General features: G+C 59.6%; 15 protein-coding genes and 15 pseudogenes. 23 read left to right on the top strand and 7 right to left on the bottom strand.

Translation table 11 applies throughout. The features are described from left to right. Window positions 1-281: 281 nt before the first annotated feature. The 6 genes and pseudogenes from IVB07_RS34570 to IVB07_RS34595 form a co-directional block, all read left to right on the top strand. Window positions 282-595, top strand: a pseudogene (locus IVB07_RS34570) (transposase); the annotation flags it as partial. 114 nt (window positions 596-709) lie between these two features. Next, the gene (locus tag IVB07_RS34575) at window positions 710-889 is read left to right on the top strand and encodes a hypothetical protein (protein WP_018458975.1); all 180 of its coding nucleotides are present in this window, start codon (window positions 710-712) and stop codon (window positions 887-889) included. A gap of 320 nt (window positions 890-1,209) precedes the next feature. Then, the gene (locus IVB07_RS34580; RefSeq protein ID WP_247294121.1) at window positions 1,210-2,451 is read left to right on the top strand and encodes a site-specific integrase; all 1,242 of its coding nucleotides are present in this window, start codon (window positions 1,210-1,212) and stop codon (window positions 2,449-2,451) included. Further along, window positions 2,394-3,794: a PDDEXK nuclease domain-containing protein gene (locus tag IVB07_RS34585; protein WP_247294119.1), complete on the top strand. Its 1,401-nt coding sequence runs from the start codon at window positions 2,394-2,396 to the stop codon at window positions 3,792-3,794. Before IVB07_RS34580 ends, IVB07_RS34585 begins: the two co-directional genes overlap by 58 nt. 397 nt (window positions 3,795-4,191) lie before the next feature. Further along, window positions 4,192-4,968, top strand: coding sequence for a hypothetical protein (locus tag IVB07_RS34590; protein ID WP_018458971.1), 777 nt, complete (start codon window positions 4,192-4,194; stop codon window positions 4,966-4,968). Further along, window positions 4,969-5,604, top strand: a complete 636-nt coding sequence (locus IVB07_RS34595; protein WP_157643083.1) for a hypothetical protein — start codon at window positions 4,969-4,971, stop codon at window positions 5,602-5,604. Here the strand turns inward: IVB07_RS34595 and IVB07_RS34600 are convergent. Beyond that, window positions 5,533-6,104 (bottom strand): annotated as a pseudogene (locus IVB07_RS34600) (SAVED domain-containing protein). The gene IVB07_RS34595 and the pseudogene IVB07_RS34600 overlap by 72 nt on opposite strands. On the opposite strand from IVB07_RS34600, the gene IVB07_RS34610 reads away from it, so the two are divergent. The 6 genes and pseudogenes from IVB07_RS34610 to IVB07_RS34635 form a co-directional block, all read left to right on the top strand. Further along, window positions 6,022-6,363 carry a hypothetical protein gene (locus IVB07_RS34610; RefSeq protein ID WP_018458968.1) on the top strand — a complete coding sequence of 114 codons (342 nt, stop codon included), beginning with the start codon at window positions 6,022-6,024 and terminating at the stop codon, window positions 6,361-6,363. The pseudogene IVB07_RS34600 and the gene IVB07_RS34610 overlap by 83 nt on opposite strands. Beyond that, window positions 6,360-6,842, top strand: a complete 483-nt coding sequence (locus IVB07_RS34615) for a hypothetical protein (protein WP_083926538.1) — start codon at window positions 6,360-6,362, stop codon at window positions 6,840-6,842. The genes IVB07_RS34610 and IVB07_RS34615 overlap by 4 nt, the downstream gene beginning before the upstream one ends. Window positions 6,843-7,439: 597 nt before the next feature. Beyond that, window positions 7,440-7,922, top strand: a pseudogene (locus IVB07_RS34620) (IS21 family transposase); the annotation flags it as partial. Next, window positions 7,919-8,724 (top strand): annotated as a pseudogene (gene istB, locus IVB07_RS34625) (IS21-like element helper ATPase IstB). The pseudogenes IVB07_RS34620 and istB, both read left to right, overlap by 4 nt. 223 nt (window positions 8,725-8,947) lie before the next feature. Then, window positions 8,948-9,963 (top strand): annotated as a pseudogene (locus IVB07_RS34630) (IS3 family transposase); the annotation flags it as partial. A gap of 102 nt (window positions 9,964-10,065) precedes the next feature. Then, window positions 10,066-10,248: pseudogene (locus IVB07_RS34635) on the top strand (IS5/IS1182 family transposase); the annotation flags it as partial. Between the two features lie 187 nt (window positions 10,249-10,435). On the opposite strand, the pseudogene IVB07_RS34640 reads toward IVB07_RS34635, so the two are convergent. Then, window positions 10,436-10,603 (bottom strand): annotated as a pseudogene (locus IVB07_RS34640) (transposase); the annotation flags it as partial. Next, window positions 10,542-11,789 (bottom strand): annotated as a pseudogene (locus IVB07_RS34645) (IS1182 family transposase); the annotation flags it as partial. The pseudogenes IVB07_RS34640 and IVB07_RS34645, both read right to left, overlap by 62 nt. Window positions 11,790-12,595: 806 nt before the next feature. On the opposite strand from IVB07_RS34645, the gene IVB07_RS34650 reads away from it, so the two are divergent. Then, complete coding sequence (locus IVB07_RS34650; RefSeq protein ID WP_157643082.1) at window positions 12,596-12,856, top strand: hypothetical protein; 261 nt, start codon at window positions 12,596-12,598, stop codon at window positions 12,854-12,856. A gap of 170 nt (window positions 12,857-13,026) precedes the next feature. On the opposite strand, the pseudogene IVB07_RS34655 reads toward IVB07_RS34650, so the two are convergent. The 3 genes and pseudogenes from IVB07_RS34655 to IVB07_RS34665 form a co-directional block, all read right to left on the bottom strand. Then, a pseudogene (locus IVB07_RS34655) lies at window positions 13,027-14,209 on the bottom strand (aspartate ammonia-lyase); the annotation flags it as partial. A 54-nt stretch (window positions 14,210-14,263) separates the two neighbouring features. Continuing rightward, complete coding sequence (locus tag IVB07_RS34660) at window positions 14,264-14,794, bottom strand: S26 family signal peptidase (protein ID WP_345947062.1); 531 nt, start codon at window positions 14,792-14,794, stop codon at window positions 14,264-14,266. Next, window positions 14,791-17,095: pseudogene (locus tag IVB07_RS34665) on the bottom strand (AAA family ATPase); the annotation flags it as partial. The gene IVB07_RS34660 and the pseudogene IVB07_RS34665, both read right to left, overlap by 4 nt. A gap of 339 nt (window positions 17,096-17,434) precedes the next feature. On the opposite strand from IVB07_RS34665, the gene traC reads away from it, so the two are divergent. From traC to IVB07_RS34680, 3 genes and pseudogenes are all read left to right on the top strand, one after another. After that, entirely contained in the window at window positions 17,435-17,695 is a 261-nt protein-coding gene (gene traC / locus IVB07_RS34670; RefSeq protein WP_018458955.1) for a conjugal transfer protein TraC, read from the top strand. A 4-nt stretch (window positions 17,696-17,699) separates the two neighbouring features. After that, the gene (gene traD, locus IVB07_RS34675) at window positions 17,700-17,915 is read left to right on the top strand and encodes a conjugal transfer protein TraD (RefSeq protein ID WP_018458954.1); all 216 of its coding nucleotides are present in this window, start codon (window positions 17,700-17,702) and stop codon (window positions 17,913-17,915) included. Beyond that, window positions 17,902-18,917 (top strand): annotated as a pseudogene (locus IVB07_RS34680) (type IV secretory system conjugative DNA transfer family protein); the annotation flags it as partial. The gene traD and the pseudogene IVB07_RS34680, both read left to right, overlap by 14 nt. On the opposite strand, the pseudogene IVB07_RS34685 reads toward IVB07_RS34680, so the two are convergent. Next, window positions 18,914-19,584, bottom strand: a pseudogene (locus tag IVB07_RS34685) (transposase); the annotation flags it as partial. The pseudogenes IVB07_RS34680 and IVB07_RS34685 sit on opposite strands and share 4 nt — an antisense overlap. A 173-nt stretch (window positions 19,585-19,757) precedes the next feature. Here IVB07_RS34685 and IVB07_RS34690 point away from each other — a divergent pair. The 7 genes and pseudogenes from IVB07_RS34690 to IVB07_RS34720 all read left to right on the top strand — a co-directional run. After that, window positions 19,758-19,907 (top strand): annotated as a pseudogene (locus IVB07_RS34690) (IS110 family transposase); the annotation flags it as partial. Window positions 19,908-20,497: 590 nt separating this feature from the next. After that, complete coding sequence (locus IVB07_RS34695; protein WP_018458949.1) at window positions 20,498-21,448, top strand: caspase family protein; 951 nt, start codon at window positions 20,498-20,500, stop codon at window positions 21,446-21,448. A 40-nt stretch (window positions 21,449-21,488) separates the two neighbouring features. Then, window positions 21,489-22,343, top strand: a complete 855-nt coding sequence (locus tag IVB07_RS34700) for a hypothetical protein (RefSeq protein WP_247336369.1) — start codon at window positions 21,489-21,491, stop codon at window positions 22,341-22,343. Between the two features lie 85 nt (window positions 22,344-22,428). Then, window positions 22,429-22,710: pseudogene (locus tag IVB07_RS34705) on the top strand (transposase); the annotation flags it as partial. A gap of 331 nt (window positions 22,711-23,041) precedes the next feature. After that, the gene (locus IVB07_RS34710) at window positions 23,042-23,524 is read left to right on the top strand and encodes a hypothetical protein (RefSeq protein ID WP_157643113.1); all 483 of its coding nucleotides are present in this window, start codon (window positions 23,042-23,044) and stop codon (window positions 23,522-23,524) included. A 427-nt stretch (window positions 23,525-23,951) separates the two neighbouring features. Beyond that, window positions 23,952-24,395: pseudogene (locus IVB07_RS34715) on the top strand (integrase core domain-containing protein); the annotation flags it as partial. Between the two features lie 132 nt (window positions 24,396-24,527). After that, a complete protein-coding gene (locus tag IVB07_RS34720; RefSeq protein ID WP_018459540.1) occupies window positions 24,528-25,130 on the top strand; it encodes a hypothetical protein in 603 nt (200 codons plus the stop codon). Window positions 25,131-26,221: the final 1,091 nt, after the last annotated feature.

The following is a 26,221-nucleotide window of genomic DNA, read 5'->3' on the forward strand; positions in this document are numbered from 1 at the left end:
CACCAGGATGCTTGTCGGGTCTGCTTGGTCAAGCGCGGAGCAAGCCGCATACGCCCTTCGTCAGTCTAGACTATGGACATCACCATGCAGCACGTGGTCGATAGCGCTTGTCAGCCATCCATCTGGCTCCTGCCAGATGACTCTCGTGCGCCCGCTTCGCTCGCCATGATTCGCTCTTGCTCACGCGGCATTGCGCTCAGCTTTACCTCACCTGCTAAGTGCAGTTGACCTGCTCCCGCCAAATGAGGCCAGTCTGAACTGGAATTTCCAATTATGATCCCGTGTCGGGACGAGGAGAGCTCCATGAAGCATCGAAGTTCAGCGAGGCCCAAATCGCATTTGTTTTGAAGCAGGCGGAAGACGGTGCGCCGGTGGCCGAAGTCTGCCGCAAGGCCGGGATCAGCGACGCCACCTTCTATGATTGGCGCAAGAAATATGCGGGACTCATGCCGTCCGAGATGAGGCGGCTGCGTCAGCTCGAGGAAGAGAACGCCAAGCTGAAGCGGATCGTCGCCGACCTGTCTTTGGACAAGGCCATGCTGCAGGACGTGCTCTCAAAAAAGCTCTGAGGCCTGGCCGCAAGCGCGAACTTGTCGACAAGTTGCGCAGCGACTGGAAGGTATCGATCGTGCACTGTACGTCTACAAGTCGAAACGCGGCGACCAGGCCGACCTCAAGCATAGGATCAAAAAGCATCTGCGAGATCCGCGTGCGCTACGGATATCGTCGCATCCATATCCTGTTGCGCCGGCGGCGGGGCGAGATCACGGTCGCGATGATAAGCGGCCTCGCCTCGAATCTCGTTCCCAGCAACGTGAAGGAGTTTGGCGCCGCCAATCCTAGGGTCAAGCTCAACCTGGCGCTGTTCAATACCGGAGCGGAGATCTAGCTCGCCGTTGCCAGTGGCGAAGCCGATCTGGGTATCGGCTTCGATTTCGAAGGACAGCAACCTCAAAGTTCTGGCGCGCGGCGTCGGCCGGCTCGGCGCGGTTATGGTGCACAACCACCCCACTATCTCTTATTCGATCATGCTGGATCACGCTCGATCCCTCTGAAACACCTATAAAAATAGTGCATTCCCGACATTGCGCACTGGGGGCCGCTATGGCAAATTGGGAGCGTTAGAGGGATAGCGAACGGCCTTCCGCTCCCAGCAAACGATCCCCGTTTCTCCCCGACCGATCCCAGTTGCGGAACAGAAGAAACGCCATGCCAAGCCTGACTGATACCGCCATCCGACACGCGCTGAAGCGCGTCGAACTCAGCCGGAAACAAGAAAACCTCGCAGATGGTGAAGGCCGCGGCACCGGCCGACTTCTCCTCGTCCTCAAGCCGATGCCGAAGCGCGTGACCGCAGACTGGATGGCGCAGCAATGGCGCGATGGCAAACGCGCTAAAAAGAAGCTTGGCGCTTATCCGTCGACGTCCTTGGCTCAGGCGCGCGATATCTTCAAGCGCGACTACGCCGATGTGATCCAGAAAGGCCGCAGCATCAAGATTGCAACGGATACTCGTCCCGGTACCATCGCTGATCTGTTTGAGGGCTATGTTGCGTCGCTCAAGGGCGCCGGCAAACCATCCTGGAAGGAGACAGAGAAGGGCCTCAACAAAATCGCTGGCACGCTCGGGCGCAACCGACTGGCTCGTGAGATCGAGTCTGAAGAGATCGTCGAACTTATCCGGCCGATCTACGAGCGTGGCGCCCGCTCGATGGCCGATCACGTGCGATGTTACATCCACGCGGCCTATAGTTGGGGGATGAAATCCGACAACGATTATCGGAACACATCCCCGCGCCGGTTCCGTATCCCATTCAATCCGGCCTCGGAAATTCCGACCGAACCCAAGGTTCAGGGCACGCGCTGGCTCGACGAGGAAGAGTTCGTGCAACTCTATCGCTGGCTGGAATGCCCCGATACGCCGGTTCATCCTTCCTATCCCCGCGCTGTGCAGCTCATCATGCTGACCGGTCAACGCGTCGAGGAAATCGCGCGCCTGCATGTCGATCAATGGGATGCGCCGGAGAAAATCATCGATTGGTCCAAGACCAAGAACCTTCAGCCGCACGCCGTTCCAGTGCCGTCGATCGCCGCCGAACTGATTGGGTCGATCAAGCCGAATAAGTACGGGTGGTTCTTTCCCTCAGCGAAGGACCCATCCAAGCCCGTGAGCCACGGTACTCTCTATAGCTTCGTTTGGCGTCAACGGGACCGCGGCGTGATCCCCTATGCAACGAATCGGGACCTCCGGCGAACCTTCAAGACGTTGGCCGGCAAGGCCGGCGTGTCCAAAGAGATTCGAGACCGCCTGCAAAATCATGCGCTCCAGGACGTCAGCTCCAAGAACTATGATCGCTGGCATTACATGCCCGAGAAGCGCGCGGGAATGGCAAAGTGGAACAAGTTCGTGCGCGCCATGCTGGCAAAGAAGCGCTTGAAGGTGGCCGCATGATCAAGCGCCCTCCCAAATCCCTTAAAGTCCGAAAAGGCGCCAAACCGACGAGTGAAATTGACACGCGAAGCTATTCGGCGTTCGTTAGTGACCTTAAAAGGAAGATCGCGGAGGCGCGGCACCGTGCCGGTCTTTCGGTGAACCGTGAGCTGATCCTGCTCTACTGGAACATTGGACGTGATATTCTCGCGCGCCAGGAAAGGGAGGGATGGGGCGCCAAGATCATCGATCGCCTTGCTGACGATCTTGGCCGCGCATTTCCTGAGATGACCGGGCTTTCGGCCCGGAACCTGAAATATATGCGCGCTTTGGCGGAGGCGTGGCCGGATGGCGGATTTGTGCAACAGGTTGTTGCACTTTTGCCTTGGGGCCATAACGTCCGCCTTCTAGATGCCGTCAAGGCGCCGAAGCAACGTGCTTGGTACGCGCGACAGGCCATCGAACACGGATGGAGCCGCAACGTCCTCATCAATCAGATCGATCGTGACCTGTTCGCCCGTCAAGGCAGCGCACTTACCAACTTCTCGCGGACTCTACCGGCGGAGCGGTCCGAGCTCGCTAAAGAGATCCTCAAGGATCCCTACAGCTTCGACTTTCTTTCACTTGGCCCCGAAATGCTGGAGCGAGACCTCGAACGCGGGCTGATAGAACACCTGCGTTCGCTGATTCTCGAACTCGGCAAGGGGTTCGCCTTTGTCGGCAGCCAGTATCATCTCGAGGTGGGCGACCAGGACTACTACCTCGACCTACTCTTCTATCATCTGCGGCTGCGCTGCTTTGTGGTGATCGAATTAAAGATCGAGGACTTCAAGCCCGAATTCGCAGGCAAGATGAATTTCTATCTCTCTGCTGTCGACGACCAATTGCGACACAAGGATGACCAGCCGACGATCGGCATCATCCTCTGTAAGGCGCGTAACAAGGTGATTGTAGAATACGCGCTGCGCGACACCAGCAAGCCGATGGGTGTAGCCCAACACAAACTCTCGCCCGCACTTCCACCGCAGCTTGCGCGGGATTTGCCGACGGTAGAGGAGTTCGCGCGCGAGTTTCCACTCATGTCAATCGTTAAGCTTCGGATCGAGATCGAGCGCATCATGCGCGAGAACGGCATTGCCGTCAGACCACCCGCTGGGCTCGGCAACATGTTGGGCGAGCTGCATCGCCGCGGCCTCGCGCCTAAAAGCACTACCCCGCTCCTTGACGCTGTACGCGTCATGAATCAAGCGGCTCATGGTCTAGATGTCGACGCGGAAAGCGCCCAGCGAGCCGTCGATATCGGCACCGTGTTTCTGACCGAACTTCGAAACCAGCGAGGACGCGACGCCGGCAAGACATCATGATTCAGACCTGTTCACTCACCGTTAACTTCAGCAAATTTAGCGGCGGCGCCTGATCAGACCGGCGGCGCAAGAACCCGATCCACGAATAAGACCACAAGGCGCTGTTTTTGTTTGGATATTTCGAGCCCGAAACCTATTTCCTGAACTCCAAAGGGCCATGGTGATCCAGTCGGCGATAACGCTCGTTGCCGGCGTGGAGTTGGATCGGCATTAGGCCGCGTGGCGTCAGCTGACACCCGGATGTAGAGGAGCGAGAATCCTGGGGTCATCCAGCGCACCAGCCGTTTTCCGGTTGCGAATAAAACAGGAAATAGGAATCGTGTTAGATCTACGGTCGGCCGATTCTAATAGCGCGCAAGCTCCACATCGACGTTTGCGTTCAAACGGCGGTAGATTGATGGATCCGGCACGCGGCAAACGACAGTTGGATACCCTCGAGCAGCGGTTCCAGCTCGATGAGAGCTTTTTGTCATCGCCTAATACGGCTGCCCTGAAATCAGGAGTGATACGTGCTGCCGATCGTCGGACTGGCGACCCGGTGGTTCTCAAATACTGGGTGAAGACAGGGACCGCCGTCGACGCGGACTTCAGAGAGCTTTGGCGTCACGAAATGCGCCAAAGCGAGCGGGTGCGCGCTTTCCCCCGCGCGGACGAGGTTGTCGTCGAGGTGACGGCTTCGGGCGAAAGCGACGACGCGTTTTATATCGCCATGCCGGGCGATGTAGCTCCGCTCGAACATGCTGCGAGGTTCGTCCGTCCTGATCATTGGCTCCGAAACCTGCAAGGGGCGCGCCAACGCGCACTGCTCTGGAAGAACGTTCGCCGATTAGGGGAAGCCCTGGGCGCGGTCCACGGCCAGGGGCTGGTCCATGGAAGGATCGATAGCCGAGCGGTCTACTCCGCCGGAGCCGCGACCAAGCCGGACTTCCGCCTCGGCGGATTTGAATTCTGTTTGCGCGTGGCCGAGATCAATAAGACGCCCTTGCGGATTATCGCAAAGAGCCGCCCAGTGGGGTCAGTCATATTCTCCTTCTTGGATGACTGGCGAGCCCTTGGCCAGGTTGTGACCGACTTGGTCGGACTTGATGCAAGTACGCTGGAGCAAGAGGAGATCCAGTTCGTCGAGGGACGGACCAGGCTCGATCTTCGGTCATCAGAAATAGATCTGATTTGATTGCTGTTCCAACCGGAACGCAATCGCATTCTTGACGCCGCAACGGTTACGAGTCGAATAGACGCCATTCTCAATGAATTGGACGTGGAAGCATTTGCCGATAACGGCCGCTACGTGCTTGCTCTTCGACTGGGACAAACAAGTCGGTTATCTGCGACGTTGAATGCTGCGTCAGGCGACGCATTCGACACAGACGACGCGGATCGCCAAATGGATTTCATTCGCGCCGATCTGGAGACAGGTGCGAGCCCTGCGCGCACCGCGCGCGGCGATCTCCTGCTGATGACCGAAAATCTGGTCTATGATCTTCAACCTCTTCGAGCCGCAGGAGTGGACGAGAGTTGGAATGTCGCATCCTGCGACAACGCTCGTCACAGGGATCGGGTAACCCTTGGTCGGCGAGAAAACATTGAATTGCCATCGCATCGCATCGAGATCATCAGATTCGGACACGATCGCTTCAGCTTCTCAGCTTCGGTTTCAGCGCTCAAAGCAAAGCGCAGCATTCTTTCCGGCGCTGGCAGGCGGAGGAGTACAGCCAACCATGCGGCGGTCCGCCTGCCGCTACTCGCCAATTTTCAAGGTCGGGATGAAGCCGCCGACGGACCGGTTTTGGTCATAAATATGCAGCGGTAGATCGGCTTTCGGCATCAGCACTCTTCCGACCTCAACTGCCGCTGACGTTGGGAGTGCCGGAAAAACGTTGATGGTGGCCTGTTCGCCGTGAACCGCCTTGATCCGATCGAACAGACGCCGAAGATGACGCTTGAACTCCACGAGATCCTCGGGCCGCCGTATAATGTCGTTATGCGGGTTTTCCGCCGTCAAGGACCAGATAGCAGTATCATCACCAAGCACGGCGCGAATTCGATCATCCGTCACTGTCGCGCTTAGCGCCAGCTTGAGCGCAACGCTTGCGGCTGCTGGCCCCGAATACTCCTCAACGCGGAAGGTTTCGCGGCTTGGTTGGGCTGCCAGCGCCAGGTCGCGGGCTCGCGATACCGCTGATGGACCGTGACCGGGACGATATCTCCCAAGAGATGCCCGAACTGGATGAGCAGCGGCTGCGGCGCTAACCCGACCGACCCCTTGGAAAATTTTGTCGACAAATGGGCAGAGCATCCGGAGCGGGCCAAGCCGTTTTTCGAGTGGCTGCAGAAGGCCAGGACGGAATTTGCTCAAGCCGCGCGTTCGAACGATAGGAAACTCATCACCGAAACCGTGGGCCGCGGCGTCGGCGGCTCGCTGGCCGACCGCGCAGCCCGCCGCCGCCAGCCACCGGCTCGCCCTGCGCTGCTGAAAACCGCATCGGTGGCGCCGGCCAGTGCAGGTCTGTCCTTTCCCGACAAGAGCCGCGTTCCAACGAAGCCGCAGGGGTTCGGCGGCGCGGGATGATCTGGTGGCTCGAAAACCCGGGACGGGCCAGATCCGAGCGCCAGAGCGTCGCCGAGCTGGCCGAGCGCGTGAGCTGGCTCAAGAATTTGCGCTGGTATTTATCGGACGGCGCCGCACTTGCCGTCGATTTCGAGATCGACCACGACGGCCGGAGCGTTCCGCTCACGATGACCTACGCGGAATTTCACCCCAACGCGCCACCCATCGTCGTCCCGCGCGATGGAAGTCGGTTGTCGAGCCATCAATATGGCGCCGGCGGAAATCTCTGCCTGGAATATCGCGCCGACAACTGGGAAGGAAGCCTGACAGCAATGTCTTCATTGCCGCCATCAAGTCGACGGGCCTCTCTTCGCGGAGCCTTTCCGCCTGTTCGACGAAGCCCGAGAGCAGGCCCTTCATTTCATCCGGCGCCTTCTCGAGCCGCCTCGCTCCTTGCATCATTGAGTTCGATGCGACGCCTAGACGGTTTTCTCCGCTAGCGGTGCTTGAGATCTTCTGCTCGGTGGTCCATTAGGCGACGTTCATGGGTTCTTCCGCACATTTGGTGCAGGTGCAGGAGTTGACGGACAGTGCGCATCAGAGCATAAGGTCGGATTCAGCGTCCCCCAAATCGCTTAGCTCCGTGTCTTCCACTCGTTGCTTTTCTCGAGCTTCCGATTGTCCAGACTTCCCCAAACCGGAGTGTGGTACTCGTTGCTCGGGCGAAGTCGCGGTCTCACTCGGTCGCGTCCCTGCGCCAGAGACCGCGGCAGCAACAGCGACGCAGGATCTGATGGCGGCCCAGCGACTTGCGCCCCTGATATTGAGCGATGATGAGCGTGCCAGACTTTAGTCGGTGGCGATGCGCCGGAAGACGGCACAGGCGCTAGCTCTGAGAGCCCGGATCGTGCTGACCTGCGCGGAAGGCGGTCAAAACAAGGAAGTGGCGGACAAGCTAGGCCAGGAGCGGGGACAGTAGGCAAATGGCGGCGGGCCTACTACCTCACCGGTTCGTCGGATCTACTCACCATCGCGGCTGAACGCGCTTTCCTCGACGGAGGCGCCACATGAGCGAACACCTCCTTCTGGCGCCGCTCGTGCGGGCGCGGCTCTACGACGATCACCTCGACGTGTTCGTCGGCGGCACGCACCTCCTTACCTTGCCGCGCGGACGACCGCATCCCAATGGCAAGTACGATCAGGTCGTCGATTATCGGCACGTGATCCATTCCCTGCGGCGCAAGCCAATGGCGCTTCTCAATCTGGTCTATCGGGACAGGTTGTTCCCGCGCGAAGGCTATCGGAGAGCCTTCGACCGATTGCGCGAGCGCTTGCCGGACAAGAAGGCCTGCCGGATCATGGTTGATCTCCTCGCGCTCGCTCATGACCGCGGCTGCGAAGCCGAACTTGCCGATCAACTCACCGCCGACCTCGACGCCGGCCGACTGCCCGACCTCAACCGGCTGCGTGCTCACTTCGCCCCAGACCCCGGCAACCTGCCCAACGTCGTGGTGCAGCTCGTACCGCTTGCGACCTACGAATGCCTCATCGGTACCGCCGAGACCGGAGGTGCCGCATGAGCGTGACGAACACCGTTGATGCCGCGCGCCTCAATCTGTTGCTCAACGAGCTCCAGCTGCCTGCCATCAAGGTGCTGTGGGCGCAATTTGCCGAACAGTCCGACAAGGAAGGCTGGCCGGCCGGCCGCTTCCTCCCGACCATCGCCGAGCACGAGATCGCCGAACGCGGTCGCCGGCGCACCGAGCGCCATCTCGTCGAGGCGAGGCTGCCAACCGGGAAGATCTTCGACAGCTTCGACTTCGAGGCCGTGCCGATGATCTCAAAGGCGCAGGTGGATGCGCCGGTGACAGCTGACTGGGCAAAGGCGCCAATTTGCTCCTGTTCGGTCCGCCCGGCGGCGGCAAGAGCCACTTGGCGGCAGCTATCGGCCTGGCCCTCATCGAGAACGGATGGCGCGTCCTCTTCACCCGCACCACCGATCTCGTGCAAAAGCTCCAGCTGGCTCGCCGCGAGCTCAATCTCGAGGCCGCCATCAACCGCCTTGATCGCTTCGATCTCCTGATCCTCGACGATCTTGCCTACGTCACCAAAGACCAGGCCGAGACTAGCGTGCTGTTCGAACTCATCAGCGCACGCTACGAGCGCCGCTCCATGCTGATTACCGCCAATCAGCCCTTCGGTGAATGGAACAAGGTCTTCCCGGACCCCGCCATGACGCTGGCCGCCATCGATCGTCTCGTTCACCACGCCACCATCGTTGAGATGAATGTCGAGAGCTATCGCAGGCGCACCGCGCTCGAGCGAAAACGCGGTCCAGGACGGCCGCCCTCGCACGCGACAATCAAAACCGTCGCTGATTGACGCTCCGCGACAATCAGACTTCAACAAAACTCTTGCGCACGACAATCTGCGCGGCGATCATCAACTCGCCGCGACACTGACTCGTCATCCAGATTGCCGCGCCTTCCGACCCAGATCGACGCGCTACACGCGTCTTCTCACGATTGTATCGTCGGCTATTCCTAGAGCGCCTTCAGGCGGCGTTCGATAGCACCAGGCTCCGGTTCTTCGGCCACCTCGCGCAAAGGCCGGGATCAGCCAGGCGACCTATTTCAACTGGAAGAAAAAGTACGACGGACTGCTGCCGACCGAGATGCGCCGGTTGAAGCAGCTCGAGGACGAGAACGCCAAGCTGAAGAAGCTGGTGGCCGATCTGTCGCTCGACAAGGAGATGCTGCAGGACGTGATCCGCCGAAAGCTATGAAGCCTGGTCGGAAGCGCAAGCTCGTCGATGAGGTTTGTGGTGATTGGCAGGTCTCGATCCGCAAGGCTTGTGAGGCCCTCGAGTTCGACCGATCAACCTACCACTACAAATCTCGCCGCTCCGGCCAGGCCGCCCTCGAAGCACGGATCAAGGAGATCTGCCATGTTCGCGTTCGCTACGGCAATCGCCGCGTCCACGTCCTGCTCCGCCGCGAGGGATGGCGTCACGGCCAGAACAAGACCCGCCGCATCTATCGCGAATTGGGCCTGCAATTGCGCAATAAATCGCCGAAGCGAAGGGTCAAGGCCAAGCTGCGCGATGACCGCAGGCCAGCGACGCGCGCCAACGAGACCTGGGCGATGGACTTCGTCCACGATCAGTTGGCGAGCGGACACAAGCTGCGCGTGCTCACGATCGTCGATATCTTCTCCCGCTTCTCACCGGTGCTGCAGCCACAGTTCAGCTTCCGCGGCAGCGACGTCGTGGCGATACTGGAAAGGGCCTGCAAGGAAGTGGGATTCCCGGCGACGATCCGGGTCGATCAAGGCAGCGAGTTCGTGTCGCGCGATCTTGACCTATGGGCCTACCAACGCGGTGTCACGCTGGACTTCTCCAGGCCCGACAAGCCAACCGACAACGCATTCATCGAAGCCTTCAACGGCCGCTTCCGCGCCGAGTGCCTCAACACGCACTGGTTCCTCAGCCTTGCGGACGCCCAAGAAAAAGTGGAGACTTGGCGCAGATACTATAACGAAGAACGGCCCCACGGCGCGATCGGCAATCGACCGCCGATTTTGCTGCACAACCACGTCGGCGCAACCAGCCCGCCAACGTGACAGAGGCGCAAAACTCTAGTTCTGGGTGGTCCAAAGTTCGGTCTCGCTACAAACCCAACAGGACTCTAAATGCTACTGGATTAAATTTCGGTGGCAGGTCACGAGGGACAGCTTGGCCGGTGCTATCTCAAAGGCCGCGCCGGCGACGCCGCCAACGTCGTCCTCTCAGCCGTCGGCCACAACTCTCGCCGCATCCTCGCCTGGTTCAGAGAACTTTTGCGCCTGTTGCTGGTCTTGCTTTGGCGCGCTCTCAACTGTCCAGCTCAGCTCAATCCGGCTTCTTAACGGTCGACTAAAAGCGACCGACTTCGGCACCGCCTCGGACCCCCGAAGTCGTTCAATTTCATGAATAACTATTTTTACTATAATTACTCTAGCGAATTATTTTTCCCGGATGATTTCGTTGAAAAAGGCGGCAGTGGTCCGATGTATTGGCGCCAGCTATGAAGCGGCCTAGCGCCTGGGTTCTCCGCTATGCGGACCTGGGGATTTGCATCGGGATCAGCTTGGCCATCTTACGAAGGTTCTGAGCGGTGGCTGCGAGGGTGAACTCGTTCCGCGCGCCGTTCGGGCCCCTCAGTCGGAGGCGGTCGAGCTTGAGAATGCGCTTGAGGTGCGCGAACAGCATCTCGATCTTCTTGCGGAAGCCGACGCGAAGTGCGGCCCTCCAAAGATCTTGCGATCTGGCGCGCCATGTCGCGAGCGCCCTCATAGATCGAGCGCGGCCCCCTCCGTGAAGGCTGCTTAGGGCAACACCGGGACTTGAATGCGCAGCGATCACAATCATGCTTGCTGGCGAGGTAAAGCATGGTGGCGCCATCATTCACCAGCGTTCCGGTCGTGGTAAGAACTTTACCGCTGGGACAACGGTAGACGTCCCCGGCATGGTCATAGGTGAAGTCATCGCGCGAGAAGATACCGTCTGTGCGGGCGGACTTGTCGAAGACTGTAACGTGCGGCTCGATGCCGTGCTCATAGACCAGCCAGGCAAGCATCTCGGCCGAGCCGTAGCCGCTGTCACCGAGGAGCCGGTTCGGATAGAGATCGAACCGTTTGAGCGAGCGCTCAATCATGCGTTTGGCGGCCAACACCTCCGCCTGCCGGATTGCCGTCGTCGCCTCGACATCGACGATGATCGCGTTCTCGACGTCGATCAGGTAGTTCGTCGAGTAGGCGAAGAAGGCTTGGCCACCATGCGCCCCCGTCCAGCGTGCCGCCGGGTCGGAGGGCGACACGAACTTCGGCGTGACCTCGGTCGCAGCTCCGAAAGCGGCATCATCGAGGAGAGCCAGATACTCATCGATCGCTCGGCCGGCAGCCTCCGGGGGAAGTCCCTTGCCGCCTTCGATCCCCTTCTGCCGATTGGCATCGGCCTTGATTAGGCTCGCGTCAACGGCAAATCCTTCGCCGCCGACCAGTCGCTCCTCGATGCAGCGGCCCAACACGCTCTCGAATACGCGACGGAAAAGGTCGCTCTGCCGGAAGCGGCCATGCCTGTTCTTGGAGAATGTCGAGTGATCCGGCACCGCCCCATCCAGACCGAGCCGGCAGAACCACCGATAGGCCAAATTGAGATGAACCTCATCGCATAAGCGCCGTTCCGATCGGATGCCGAAGCAGTAACCGATCAGCAGCATCCGGATCATCAGCTCGGGATCGATCGAAGGTCGACCGATACTGCTGTAGAAAGGTGCCAGCTCCTGCCTGATCTTTTCAAGGTCGACAAATCTATCGATCGACCGGAGCAAGTGGTCGGTGGGAATATGCCTTTCGAGCGAGAACTCATAGAACAACGCAGACTGTTCGACTTGCCGATGCCCCATCATGATCTTCAGTCCTGCCAACTAGACAGACTGAATCACTGATCCCTCTGCGTCGCAACAGCCGCCTTTTTCAACAGAAACCGGATACAATCTTACTTTATCCAATTTATATTTTTTCTCTAATGCGCTAATAGCTATTTCAACATAGTCGTTTTTCAATTCTCATACCTTGTGCGTGTTTTGAGACGATCCCTGGCACAAAAACTCGCATTAAAAGCACCACGGCAATAATCAAACACAAACGATCATTTTATTAAGTGGCCTCGACTTATTTTCAAAGAGACTATTACAGAGAACCCGTCGCTATGACGGGCCGCCAAATACAGCTTTAAGACCCTAAAGGGGCAAACAAAAACATACAAAACAATACCCACAACACCACAATAAGCGCCCAGGCCAATATACGGCGACTTCGATCATTCCTTTTTCCCACGCCCCCATGCTACCACCTCGATCTCACCGGTCAGGTCCGGGGCGCTCTTGACAGCGATGAACCACTCGCGCCCCCCCTCCTCCGTAGCAAATGGGCGACCGCCTTTGACCCAAGTTCCGAAAAAACGTCGACCGGACACGGTCGTTTGAGCGTCAGCCTCATTCCCATAATAGAATTCAAGCGTAACATTGGCTTCATTCTCTAGGCCTTCATAATTTATCCTGGCGTTCTCAAGAGCGCGTCTAAGGTTGCTGGTCACATTATGGCTGGTGAACTTCCATGTGTAACGTTCCGGCATCCTGAAACGAGATATTTGATTCTGTTTGCGATGAAAGAAGTGGTTGTGGGATGGCAAGAATTATGAGGTTTTAAATAGATGACCGCTGAGGCCTTTCAAGCCTCGCAAAAAGTTGCGTGCCGTTTTGGGCAAGCGAAAGAGAGTAATGGCTTTTTTTATAAGCGAAATGCTAAAAGAAAAATAAGTTCGGCTCTCAGCGGGACCAAGAATATTTGGGATAACGACAGAAAATGGCGTGCTCGTCACCACCATCTTCAAAGGACGTCTTTTCGAGTGACCCGAATGCTTTATCCGTTGAGGGCAAATTTTGGTGAGGCCAAAGCGGCTGTTGGAAAATGACAGAAAATGAATATTCAGCCAGCCAGCCAAGTGGACCCCGGGAGCAGGACCACTGGCGCCGCCTTCTTAGTTGGAAGTCTCGCCGCTCCGATTTTCTGATATCAGGCCGCGAGGGCCTGTTTCTGCGTCTGTTGTTGAGGTTGAAGTCGGTGAACTTATAGAACGCTGCCCATCCCGCTGACGCACTTCGTGCGCAGCACCTCGATCGCATTCGTCAGTAGCTCGAGAGAGTGAAGAATATTGTACGCAATCACGGGCTCCATGACGTTCAATTGGAGCTGCCCTGCTTCGGCAGCAAGCGTGATTGTTAGGTCGTAGCCGATGATCTGGAATGCAACCTGATTGACGACTTCCGGCACCACCGGATCGACCTTGCAAGGCATGATTGATGAGCCCGGCTGAAGCGGCGGTAGATCGATTTAATTTAGTCCTCGCCGCGGTCCACTAGAAAGTATTCTTAGGTCGTTTCAGATCTTTGACAACTTAGTGGCGGTTCGCTTGAGCATCCCCGAGAGCAAAACGAAGGCTCCGGTATCTCAACATGCTTCGATCAGGTTGCCGGCGGCCACGAGCGGGAGACCCGAGATCTTGCAAAGCACCGATACCGCCAGCGCCTGATAGTCGGAGTTGGTATTGATGCCGGTACCGATCGCTGTGCCTCCAAGATTGATCTCCTGGAAGAATGCGGCGATCTCTCCGAGCCGAGCGACATCCTCGCGAAGTGTCGTCGCGAAGGCTTGGAATTCCTGTCCCAGCGTCATGGGGACAGCATCCTGCAATTGCGTTCGGCCGAGCTTTATCACTTCGCTGAAAGACGCCGCCTTTTCCTCGAAGGCAATCGCGAGGCGTTCGAGCGCCGCCTGTAGCTGCCCATGGGATAACAGGATCGAGAGCCGGATTGCCGTCGGACAGACGTCATTTGTGGGCTGAGACAGATTAACGTCGTTGTTGGGGTGCACGACGTCGTATCGCCCGCGCGGCAAGCCCATCATCTCAAGGGCACGGTTCGCAATCACCTCGTTGATGTTCATATTGGTCGACGTTCCCGCTCCTCCCTGGAAAACGTCGAGCGGAAATTCTCTCCACAGCACTCCTCGCGCTATTTCGCTGCAGACCTCGCAGATTACGTCGGCCTTATCTTGCTGGAGATCTCCAAGACGCGCATTTGCCCTTGCCGCAGCCGTCTTCACGAACGCTAGCCCTTAATAAAATGGGAAAGTGATTGATCGGAATACCTGAGATCGGGAAATTTGCGATCCCGCGTGCGGTCTGCGGTCCGTAGTAGGCGTTCGCCGGGATCGTCACCGGGCCAAGGCGCAGGCGAGCGGCAGGGCGAGCGCGTGTCCGCACCAGGCAGGAGTCCCGACCGCGGCCGCGGCAACGACCATCGCCACGGCGCGCCAGGCGTTACCGACCGAAGGTGAAGACGGGCCGGGCAAGGCCGAGAACGCCCGATGACGGGAGCGGGCCGAAGTAGCGGGAATCATAGGAGCCTGCGAAATCGGAGTGGAGATAGAGCTCGCCGGCGGGAATGACGCCCCCGGCAAAGGCTAAGAAAGGACGGCCGACGGCATCGGTATGCCGGACATTGGAATCGGGAACCGACGGCCATCGATCGAGACCTGCTCGGCCACATCGACCTGTTGGCCGCCGACGGCAGCGACGGTCTTGATGAGTGGGCTTAAGCCCCCGGCGCAAAGTCCGCGCCGAATGTAGCTGCGCGAATGCCCGTTCGAACTCGGCTGTGTCGGGCGGACAGATGAAGACGAGATCGCCGACGGCGGCTGCCCGATCCAGCCTCTCGATCCGCCACAGGCCGCGTAGATAGCTCGACGTCATGTTGATGCGCAGTCCGGCGCCCCAGCCGGCGCCAGCCACGGCGGCGACGAGCCCGGCGCCAGCCACCAGGATCGCCAAGGGGGAGCGCCGACTGCTCATTTCAGGGTCTGTCCCTGGCTCTGGATCAGGCGCTGCGCTTCGGCCTGCTTGAGGGCCTGCGCGGTGCGCTCCCCCGCTGCGAGCTGCTGTGCCGCACGCATGGCGGGCCATGCTTCTTTCAGCTGCTCGCGCCGCGCCGGATCCATGTCGGCAGCCGCCTTCTCGAAGATCTGCCCGTTGGGCTCTTTAGCGGCGTTCGGCAGGAATGTACGATCGCCAAAGCGCTCTGCGACGGCCTTGCTAAAACCGTCGATATCCGCCTCCACCATCCGGTCCTCGAGCGCGAACTCAAGCGCGCTCGGCAGGTCGTTGCGTTCGATGGCATCGCGCATGCGCTCGAGCACGCGACGCGCGTCGCGCGACAAAGCGGGGATGTCAATGGCCACACGATGCCGGATCGCGCGTTCCTCGGCTTCGTGCTTGTGCTCGGCCTCGGCGCGAAGACGTAAGTAGCGCTCGATGTCGCGCCGGAGCGCCGGCACATTGGCGTCTGCGCGCTGGCGTTCCTCCTTGTCCGCCTTGCCGGCCATCAGACCGCTTTTTCCACGCAGCGCGCCGAATAATTCCGGGGTTGCGGCGATGCACGCGAGCGTCGTGCTCGCAACGGCCGGATCCTTCAGCATGGCGTCGAAGTTCGTCGCCCTGAACGCCCGCTGGGGATCGGCAAAGACGAGGCGGAAGCGGGTGGAGACATCCTCCCACTGCTTCTTGATGGCGGGGTCCGCCAGGATTCTGTCCTCGACGGTGTCGATGAGAGATTTTGGGGAATGTCGTCACCCCAGTGACCATGGGCTTTGCCTCCTTATGTGCGGTGTTGATGATGGGTTTACGGCCATCGACGAGGCCGAGTTTTGCACCGAGCGCACGCAGCCGACGGCCGACTTCGGTGAGGCGCTGCTTCTGGCGAACCGTCCAGCGCAGGCGGTCGCTCATGAGCGTGCGCGCCACCCGAACGATGTGCAGTCCGCGGTTTGCGGCGAAGCGAAGCGCATCGCGGTAGAGGCTGCCGCGTTCGTAATCGAGGGTCGTTTCCTTCGCCCTGCGCTGAGACAGGATCGGGATCAGGCCCCCGGCCTTCTGGAACGAACGCCGGCCATAATACAGCGCCACATCCTCGCGATGGCGGGTCAGCGCGACATAGGTCAGGTGCTTATCCAGGGACAGCGTTGCCAGCACCTTGACCCGGTCGACGGTCGCCCTGCGCCTTATGCACCGTCGTCGCGTAGCCGTGGTCGACATTGCGATAGAAGCGCTGATCGACCTCGACGCGGCGGCGGCCCTCGCCCTCTCCAATCTCGGCGACCAGCGCTTAGGCTCTGCTTCCACGACCTTGCCGATCATGCCGTTCTTGACGCCGAGCGAGCCCTCGTTCTTCAGGAAGACGATCTGGTCGCCCGGCGCAAACCGGCGCTGGCCGTCCTCCGTCCGGAACGCATGTCCCTGTGCGACGAGACCGCGCTCGACGAGCTTGGCGCGCGCCATCTCGTTCAGCGCGCGGAAGTCGCGGCGCAAATGCGCGAGGATCAAAGTTGACTTCGATGGATCGTAGTCGCGGTTCCAATCAGCGATCAGATTGTCGATCGCCTGCGCCTTCAACTCCGAGCCGAACAGACGTCCATGATCGCGATAGGCGGATAGGGCCGGCGCCGTCCGGCCACGGGCAAGATCGAGTGAGGCGTCGCGCATCCATTGCTGGCCCTGGCGATAGATCGTCTCGAGCTCGGCATAGCCGATACGTTCGACGATCGCGCGAAACGCCGCCCCCGCTTCGATCGGCTGGAGCTGCTCGGGATCGCCGACCAGGACGATCTTCGCTCCCGCCTTTGATGCTGTTTCGATGAACAGCGCCATCTGCCGCGAAGCGACCATGCCGGCCTCGTCGAGGACAAAAACCGTCCTATCATTGAGGCCATTGCGGCCTCTCTTCCAGCGTAACTCCCAGGAGGCGAGCGTGCGGGATTGGATGCCCGCTTCCTTCTCCAATCCCTCGCGCTCCGCCCGGCGCTGGATGGCCTTGGCCGCGACGCCGATATGGGTGGTCGGCACGACGTCGATGCCGCGCTCGGCGTAGGAGCGGCCATCGACGCGAATCTCGTGACCATGCAGAGCTAGGTGCTGATTCTGCAGGTCGAGCGAACCGTTGCGCTGCTCGAGGAACTCCTGCTTCTCGCCGGCCCAAAGCCGGTAGGCGATCTTGCCGGATTTCATGCGCAGCGGCTGCCCGTCTTCTCCGACGACTGCGACCCGCTTCGGCCCGAATCCGTCCTCGGTGAGAGGCCGCAGCGTCGTCATCAGGTGGACATCCTCGCGCAATGCCGGTAGGCAGCGGCCAGCACGGCGCTGCGGCCATCGCCGCGTCCGATGAGCTGTGGCGTGAAATGCGTGATGGCCACGGCTGAAGCGATCCTTCGAACGAACATGCTGTTCGTCGGGATCGGCCCGCCCAGTTGGGCCGCGAAGCAGGACGTCGCGTCAGCGACGTATTACTGCGCCCTTGGAAGCCGCTCCTTCGGAACGGCGGGATGATCTTCCAAAGCGTCGGCTCCGCCGACCCCGTTAATTACCCGGGTCGCGCTTCGCGCTCACCCCGGCTTTCCTGTCGGCGCTTCGCGCAATTAATGACAGGAAAGGTCTTCCGGAATGAAAAAACCCTCGCGGCAGATCAGGGACGAAATCGCTCGGCTCCAGGACCAGCTGAAGCAGGCAGAAACACGGGAAGCCGAGCGCATCGGCCGCATCGCGCTCAAGGCCGGGATGGGAGAAATCGAGATCGAGGAAGGCGCGTTGCTGTCGGCGTTCGAGGAGATCGCCGGCCGGTTTCGCAAGGGCGGGAGCAGACCGGCCAAGGCGGCCACGACCATCCCGCCTGTCGCGCCTGCGGGCCTGGCTGAACAGGGCTGAACGCATGCGTCGGTCCGATGCAACTCACGCCCGCAAGAAGGACACGCGGGAGAAGATCGAGCTCGGTGGCCTGATCGCCAAGGCCGGGTTGCGCTACGAGAAGCGTGCGCTGCTGCTCGGCCTGTTGCTTGATGCCGCCGATCGTCTGCGCGGCAACGAGGCGGAACGCGAGCGCCTGACGGCGATCGACGCGATGGCCTTCGGCCATGAGAGCAAGTAGGATCGCGCTGGCGATCGCGCCGGCCGTGCTGATGGCGGGCTCATGCCTTGTCCTTACCGGCATCGAAGCGTGGCTTTCGAAGTTCGGAACAACCCCAAACGCGCACCTGGTGCTCGGGCGGATCGGCATCGCCTTGTCCTACGTGATGGCCGCGGCGATCGGCGTGGTCTTCCTGTTCGCGGCGGCTGGTGCGACGGCGATCCGCTGGGCCGGTTGGAGCGTCATGTTCGGCGGCCTGCTTGTGGTCGCGATCGCCGCCTCGCGCGAGATCGCCCGCCTCCATTCCTTTGCCAATGCCCTGCCCGCTGGAGACCGGCTTGTCGCTTATGCCGATCCCTCGACCATCATCGGAGCGACGATCGCATCGCTCGTGGCGGTGTTCGGACTGCGTGTAGCGATAAGGGGCAATGCCGCGTTCGCGGCCGCCGAGCCGCGCCGCATTCGTGGGCGACGCGCCATCCATGGCGAGTCGGACTGGATGACGATGATTGAGGCTGCGCGGCTGTTCCCGGAGGCGGGTGGCATCGTGGTCGGGGAGCGCTATCGTGTCGATCGGGATGCGGTCGCCGACCAGTCGTTCCGCGCCGATGACGTTGAGACATGGGGCGCCGGCGGTAAGTCTCCTTTGCTCTGTTTCGATGCGTCTTCGGCTCGTCGCACGGCATCGTGTTCGCCGGGTCCGGCGGCTTCAAGACAACATCGGTCACGGTGCCGACGGCGCTCAAATGGGGTGGAGGGTTGGTCGTCCTTGACCCGTCCAACGAGGTCGCACCGATGGTCACCGGACACCGGCACGGGGCGGGTCGTCAGGTCTTCGTGCTCGACCCGCGCGCCTCGGCGATCGGCTTCAATGTGCTCGACTGGATCGGCCAGCACGGCGCAACCAAGGAAGAGGACATTGCCGCCATCGCGTCATGGATCATGACCGACAATCCACGCCAGGGCCCGGCGCGGGACGACTTCTTTCGTGCCTGGGCCTTGCAGCTGCTGACCGCGCTGATCCGGCCCAGTCGGCTGCGCAGGATGCGCAACTGCCGCTGATGCCGCTTGAATTGCTTGGCATGGCCGTAGCGCCCCGCCATCATTGTCGCGGTTTTGGCAATGCGCAGATAGGACTGCCGCAGCTTGACCCCGTGCTTCCTCGCCAGACGGTTGGGCCCCTTGATGGCCGCGTGCAAGAGCTTGGCATCGGTCGGGAAGGTGATCGCCTTCGGCTGCACGGTGGTATCGACTGTGACCCGTTTGATGTCCTGGCTGCGTAACGCGCCGGCCTCGTGTGCCACCCGCAAGCTCTCGGCCAGCAACAGCTCCAGCTTGTCGCCGAGCCGCTTGCGCCAGTGGCTCAGGTCCGAGCGCTTGTGCGGGAATGCGTGCTGGAAGAACTCTTCGCCGGTGAAGTACTAGAAATATGGATCGTGGACCCAGCGCTCGCACACCCTCTCATCGGACAGCCCGTAAATGTGCTTGAGCAGCAACAGCCCGATCATGAAGCGGGTCGCGATCCCGGGCCGACCATTCTCGCTATAGAGCGGCGCGATCTCGCCGTCGATCCAGTCCCAATCGACCTTGCCGGCGAGCTGAACCAGCTCGTGCTTCATATTGATGATTTGGTCCAGCCTGGCCCGGAACAGATCGCCCGATCCGTCGTCCTGTGCTTCTTCGGTCGCATCGCCACCTCCGATGCGATGACGGAATCATGGTTGGCGATTCGACGGAATCCTGAAAATGAAATTGCAAGGTTCCGACGCCCGAAGCATCAAACCCCTGCAAACGCAAAACAGTCCACAACGACAAATGCGATTCTAGCTCAATCGCTTAGCCACTCTTCACGGACGACGCGATCGCCTAGGAAGCTGGCTCGACGGGCTCCAGAGTCGGATGCATCCGAACAAGGCCGTTGTCGCTCTAGCCGCCAAGATGGCCCGCATTGTCTGGGTGGTCTTGAACAAGGCTGGAGCTCTCTACGAACGCAGAGATCCTGCTTCCACCTGACGCTTTTGGCTTCGATTGCAAGGCTCGGGAACAGTGATGACGAAACAGTGGATCAACATGCCGTAAGCCTGTGCAAAAAAGCGGGCTTCGTGCCCGAACCATTTATTGGGAACGGCGTGCGCGGATCTCATCATGGCCTGGCTGCAACCGCAGTCCACTCGCGAGAGGCCGGATACATTTATACAACTGGAAGCGTCATTTTTGCTGGTTACGAACCCTTGCACGAACAGGACGGACCATACATTAATTGAAAGGAGCTCGCGAAGTGCGGCCGCATCGCCTTGACCCCTTGAACAACGCAAGTGGCGGCCAGGCGGGCTCGCCCTTTGTCACCAGCCCGGTCTGTTCACCCGAGATGGAGGCCACCCACGGGAGCAAGTTCAAGCCGTCAAATATCCGCACTGAGCCACTCTGACGCACGATGGTGAAACTGCCCTCGTTTTCACGCGAGTTTCACGGCCGTTCCTTTGGACCTTCTGTATAATCGCAGTAACAAGACATTACGAGGCCAGCTCCACAGGAAGTGGTAGTGTTTGAACATCAGAAGACTTTGACTGTCGCCCGACCTGACCGTTTCGTGAGTTCGTACAGTGTATTCAGCTGACACCACCAAAGGCGAACGGCGCCGGGCGGTGCTCGTAGGCATCAACGATTATCACGGCGCAGCGAACAACCTTCCGAGCAGTGTTAACGATGTTAATGCCTTTGAGGAGGTACTCAAGAAGCAATACGGATTCGCCAACATTGTTCGACTTGTCGATTCCGAAGCCACCGTAGGCAATGTAACAGCTGCCTTGCGAGAGCTCTTCGCAGACGTATCGCCGGACGATCGATTGGTCTTCTTTTTCTCCGGTCACGGAACGACTGCACTCCGAGGCCTCGTCATTGAAGAATGCATTGTTCTCTACGACGGCTATCTCTTCGACGTCACGTTCGCGCAGATGACGCAGAACCTGCCGCCCGGAATATTGACGCTCGTTGCCGATTGCTGCTTCTCCGGCGGCCTTGAAAAGCGGATGTTGGCGCCGGCGTTCAAGTACTCCGGGTTAGTCGGACGCGCGCGCGTCAAAACCCACATGCGTCCAACCCGCGACAAATTCCTCGAACACACCAACGGGCAGGGCAGGGCAATAGCAAAGAAGCGCTTTGGTGAGATGACTTACCTTCGGAATTCACCCGTCGCGGCGAATTCGCGGGATCCCCTGGCCGGGTTGCAGGCCTCTATGCCGGAGGCCGCGTCCGGTGAGACGGGGCAGCTACAGTTAAATGGCGTCCTTCTTTCCGCTTGCCTCGAAACCGAAACGGCAGCCGCGAGCACTGCATTAACGGAAGGGAAGTCGGCCTTTACCTTTGCCCTTCTCCATTCATTGAAGGCGCTCGGCCCCGGAGCAAGCTTGGCTGAGCTTGTGGACGCCGCGAAGTTAATGATCCAGAGGGTCGGGCTTCCCCAGACGCCTCTTTTAAAGGAACCTAAGATTCCAGGGGACACACGGCTCCGCTCCTTCATCACCTTTGCACGCCAGCGGAGAAGTGTGATCTGAGAGCCGCAACCAACCGCAAACATCAACAAGGTGATCAACAATGGACACATCTACGCTTACTCAACTGTCACTTGGCACAGCTAAAGAGAGATATCAGCTTGAGCGCGACCCTTTCGGAATAGATCATCCGAGTCTAGTTCGCGCGATCGTCTCGATGATTACGGCTGAGAACAATGACCAGCAGCCAACCCCGGAACCTAACCAAATTGCAGGTGACCTTGCCAGAGGTCAGCAGCTTACCGAGCAGAAGCTGTTCGGCATCAACCCTGCTATTCTGATCCCGGCGATCATCTCGGCGGCTAGGGCGGTGATCAAAGGTCAGCAGCCCAACGAGTTTGACGAGAGCCTACGTGGCGACGCGATCCAAATTGCAGGTGACCTTGCCAAAGGTCAGCAGCTTACCGAGCAGAAGCTGTTCGGCATCAACCCTGCTATTCTGATCCCGGCGATCATCTCGGCGGCTAGGGCGGTGATCAAAGGTCAGCAGCCCAACGAGTTTGACGAGAGCCTACGTGGCGACGCGATCCAAATTGCAGGTGACCTTGCCAAAGGTCAGCAGCTTACCGAGCAGAAGCTGTTCGGCATCAACCCTGCTATTCTGATCCCGGCGATCATCTCGGCGGCTAGGGCGGTGATCAAAGGTCAGCAGCCCAACGAGTTTGACGAGAGCCTACGTGGCGACGCGATCCAAATTGCAGGTGACCTTGCCAGAGGTCAGCAGCTTACCGAGCAGAAGCTGTTCGGCATCAACCCTGCTATTCTGATCCCGGCGATCATCTCGGCGGCTAGGGCGGTGATCAAAGGTCAGCAGCCCAACGAGTTTGACGAGAGCCTACGTGGCGGTCGTGTCCCAGAGAGTGGTGTAGCTGACGCGCGCCCCTACATAGCGCCGTAGCGAGCGAGCGGCTTTGCGGGTGGTCACCGATGATTCGTCGGTAAGGTTTGGATTGCGACAGCCAACCTGATTCGAGGAACCACCGATGACCGACGACATGATGAACCTGCGCGCGCTCGTAGAGAAGACCCCCGATGCTGATCTCTTGCGCGAGATGATCGGCTTTGCCGCCCACCGGCTGATGGAGCTGGAGGTCGAGGGCCTGACCGGAGCCGCGTACGGCGAGAAGAGCCAGGAGCGCCAGGTCCAGCGCAACGGCTACCGCGACCGGAGCTGGGAGACCCGGGCCGGCACGGTCGAGCTGCGCATTCCCAAGCTGCGCAAAGGCTCCTATTTCCCAGGCTTCCTGGAGCCACGGCGGATGGCTTCACTCGTGATCCTCGCTGAGCCGCTCTGACGCACGATGGTGAAACCTGGCTCTCGTTTTTAACGTGAGTTTCATGGCATTTCCTTCGGATCTTTCTGTATAATCGAGACAACAAGACATTCTGCGTTCAGCTTCACAGAGAGTTTCAATGGTTGAACATCAGCAGACTTCTACGATCGGCCGACCTGACCGTGGGTTCCTACAGTGGGTCCAAAGCGGGCACCAGCGAAGCCGAACGCAACCAAGGCTGGGCTGTGGACGCGGAATCAACGACTATCATGTCCCTGCCATACCTTCCGAGCTGTCTTAATGCCTTTTAAAGGGCATCGAAATGGCAAACGAAGCAACAAATGAGACGACAAACACAAGAGGACACGTCAGCAAAATGCAGAGCGGTTTGGAATTGCTTGCGCAGATCAAATTGAGGCCGAACGGATCGGTTGAAGCGTTTCTAACTGACGTGCGGCCAGTACTGAGGGCTTTCACAAAGAAAGATAACCCGTTCAAATACAAGAAGCCGGTGAACAAGATTAATAATGAATGCTACAGATTTGTGATAGGAAGGCTTGGGCAGGGCGTAGTGAAATCACCATCCGAAGGTGCCGACATTCTAGACAAGCTGATTTCGGCAGCATTGAACGACAGCGACACTGAATTTCAGGCGCTCATCGCAGAGGCATACCAATTGGATGCCAAAGTGGCAGAGGAAACACCAGACGAACCACCGGGAGCGGAAGGGAAGAAGAGAAAGTTGAAGACCGAACCAACACCCACCGATGACGGACAAACGCCCAAGGACCAAATGCAGGAATAACCAAACCGCCCCCCGGGGACGCTTTAGGGCGTACCGGGCAATCCTGCTCCAGTGCGTGCGCTGGATGTTTTTCAATGTCCAGCGGTACCGCGAAGCCAAGCCTCAAGGCGCTGCCGGTGATCCGCACATCGGGCCCGGAGGCCGGGCGGGCGGCGGCCCTGAGGGCGTAGCGCCAGTTTGTCGACCTTCGCCCCCGCATTCAACGGCGTCAGAGATGAGGCGGTGACTTTTGAGATCGGTTTTGGAGGATGTCAGGCCGCTACTGCGGCTGCGTGGCCCTATGGGGCGTGGAGCCGAACGGGGGAGAGCATTCTACCGCGTGGCCGCAAAGCTCAGGCAATCTTGGCTTATCTCGCCATGTGCGGAGAGGCACCCATCCCGCGCCGCCGCCTTGCTGGATTGCTGTGGAGCACGCGCTTTGATGAACAAGCGCGTGCTAGTCTTCACGATTATCGATATCTTCTCCCGCTTCTCGCCCGCCCTGGAGCCGCGGCTCACTTTCCGCGGCACCGATGTTGTGGAGGTGCTGGAAAGGGTTTGCAACGAAGTGGGCTTCTCGGCGACGATCCGCGTCGACCAAGGCAGCGAGTTCGTGTCGCGTGGCGTCGACCTCTGGGCTTACCAGCGCGGCGTCACGCTGGACTTCTCACGCCCGGGCAAAACGACCGACAATGCTTATATTGAGGCGTTCAATGGCCGCTTCCGGGCCGAATGCTTCAATGCCCATTGGTTCCTGTCGCTTGCGGACGCCCAAGAAAAAGTGGAGACTTGCCGCAGATACTATAACGAAGAACGGCCCCACGGCGCGATCGGCAATCGACGGCCGATTTTGCTGCACAACCACGTCGGCGCCACCAGCCCGCCAACGTGACAGAGGCGCAAAACTCTAGTTCTGGGTGGTCCAAAGTTCGGTCTCGCTACACAAAAGCCCGAGACTGTAACTGCCGCTGGATGAAAACTCGGTGGCAATGATATACCTCAATCATCTTAGTAGAGGGGCACGGTGAAATTCGATACCGACCCAGAGAACGTCAGACCGCTACTCCGGCTGCGCGTCTTTGGCGCAATGGAGGCTTGGCGCTGGACAGGTGAGAGCGTGCTGCCGCGCGGCCGCAAAGCGCAGGCAATCCTAGCCTATCTCGCCATGTGCGGAGACTCCACAGTCCCGCGGCGCCGGCTTGCCAGGTTGCTCTGGAGCACGCGCTGGTACGAACAGGCACGAGCCAGTCTCCGGCAAAGCCTAATGGAGCTGAAGCGAGGCATCGCGATCGACCCAGAGTTGCTTTGCATCGAAAAAGACCGCGTATCCTTGCAGACCAACAGGGTCTGGATCGATGGGATCGGCAGACCCGTCCAAGCTCACCGGTCAACATTCCCGCCTCAGCAGGAGCCCGACACATTTCTGGAGTCGCTGCGTGGCGTCGACACGGCATTCGACCGGTGGATCGACAGACAGCTGGCGATTTTCGCACAATCGGATGACATAATCATTGTATCAGCGAATTATGGAGAATTCCGCAACGTTCAACTTAGCTTGAGACCGGTGTCTGTCAACGACCGAGCAATCCGACCACCCGAGAAGAAACGGCTGGAGCGCTCCCGTTAATATCGTTCATTGCTGCCGACGTCGATGATCATTCTGGAAGCGTTCTACGTTTTGCAGACTTAAGTGACCTGCTACATTCGAAGCCCCCCAGTGGGCTCGTCCCCTGAATGGTCGCGATGCTGAGGACCATTGGGTCCGTTCTTAAGTGGTGCTGCTGCTGTTCTGGCCGCGGATGTCAACTTGCGGCGTTGTCCGAGCCTCTGGTTTGCCAGACGCTATCGCGCGCAGTTTTCCAGCGCGCTTGATGAGGGCGCTGTAAACCTTAGTTCGAGGGCCCAATGCTGGCGTGGAGCTTCTGGACTCCGGTTCGTGGGCCGCTTTGCCGTCCGACTGGCAAGCCCTCGTGTAGGTCGTGCGCTAGTGCACTGGCTTGGCCCGCAAGGTCCCCCAATGCCAGAACGGAGTGTTTACCGCCAATGTCTCGCGATACGCGCCACGCCGTCATCGTATATGACATGGCGAGTCCACACCTTGCTGCGCGAGGCTGGAAGAATGTTCAGGGGTCTTGCTCCAATCACGCGTTTCACCCGCGGGGCAGGTAGCAGTGCATCGCTGGCACCGCCGCCGCGATCCCGGCCCACATCGCAGCCGGTCTGAACAAACCGGTAGACACCTTGACGGGGTCATGGCCGGCGGATCGCCGCTCGAGCTTCAGGAGCGCAACGATCCGGCGGTACCCATAGCCCGGGCGGCTATCCACCAGGCACCGGATATCGGAAGTGAACTCCGCAACCCCGGCGCGCGGCCTAGGAACCACGGTTTCTACGCTTGCCGCCGGTTCGCTCAACCAGGTTGGAACGGGCGAGCCCGAAGGTCGCTGCGAACCCCTTTCACGAGCATCCTCCGGTGCTTGCATCGGGGCAGCAAGATCTTTTTTACTTGTGTTAGTACACTGTTGAAGAACTCAGCCGCGTTCGCAAACGAAGCCCGAATTGTGGCCATTGTGTGTATAGACATGGCCGGCGAGCCTGCCCGCAGTGCCGATCATAAACACATTCGCGTCCTCAGGCGGGGTCATTCTCGTCTCGGCCTTCGCATGAGAACTCCGTCAGGCCGAACCGTTTCGCGCGCCGGAGAGGACATCGGGAAAG

It is taken from the genome of Bradyrhizobium sp. 172, from assembly GCF_023101065.1.
Taxonomy (GTDB): domain Bacteria; phylum Pseudomonadota; class Alphaproteobacteria; order Rhizobiales; family Xanthobacteraceae; genus Bradyrhizobium; species Bradyrhizobium canariense_D.

What these genes read in the sequence shown, in the direction of transcription:
- IVB07_RS34580 (WP_247294121.1), top strand. Translation starts at nt 1,210, where the DNA reads ATGCCAAGCCTGACTGATACCGCCATCCGACACGCGCTGAAGCGCGTC.
- IVB07_RS34660 (WP_345947062.1), bottom strand. Translation starts at nt 14,794, where the DNA reads ATGAGCAGTCGGCGCTCCCCCTTGGCGATCCTGGTGGCTGGCGCCGGG.
- IVB07_RS34590 (WP_018458971.1), top strand. Translation starts at nt 4,192, where the DNA reads ATGGATCCGGCACGCGGCAAACGACAGTTGGATACCCTCGAGCAGCGG.
- IVB07_RS34650 (WP_157643082.1), top strand. Translation starts at nt 12,596, where the DNA reads ATGACCGCTGAGGCCTTTCAAGCCTCGCAAAAAGTTGCGTGCCGTTTT.
- IVB07_RS34615 (WP_083926538.1), top strand. Translation starts at nt 6,360, where the DNA reads ATGATCTGGTGGCTCGAAAACCCGGGACGGGCCAGATCCGAGCGCCAG.
- IVB07_RS34710 (WP_157643113.1), top strand. Translation starts at nt 23,042, where the DNA reads ATGGCAAACGAAGCAACAAATGAGACGACAAACACAAGAGGACACGTC.
- traD (WP_018458954.1), top strand. Translation starts at nt 17,700, where the DNA reads ATGCGTCGGTCCGATGCAACTCACGCCCGCAAGAAGGACACGCGGGAG.
- IVB07_RS34610 (WP_018458968.1), top strand. Translation starts at nt 6,022, where the DNA reads ATGAGCAGCGGCTGCGGCGCTAACCCGACCGACCCCTTGGAAAATTTT.
- traC (WP_018458955.1), top strand. Translation starts at nt 17,435, where the DNA reads ATGAAAAAACCCTCGCGGCAGATCAGGGACGAAATCGCTCGGCTCCAG.
- IVB07_RS34700 (WP_247336369.1), top strand. Translation starts at nt 21,489, where the DNA reads ATGGACACATCTACGCTTACTCAACTGTCACTTGGCACAGCTAAAGAG.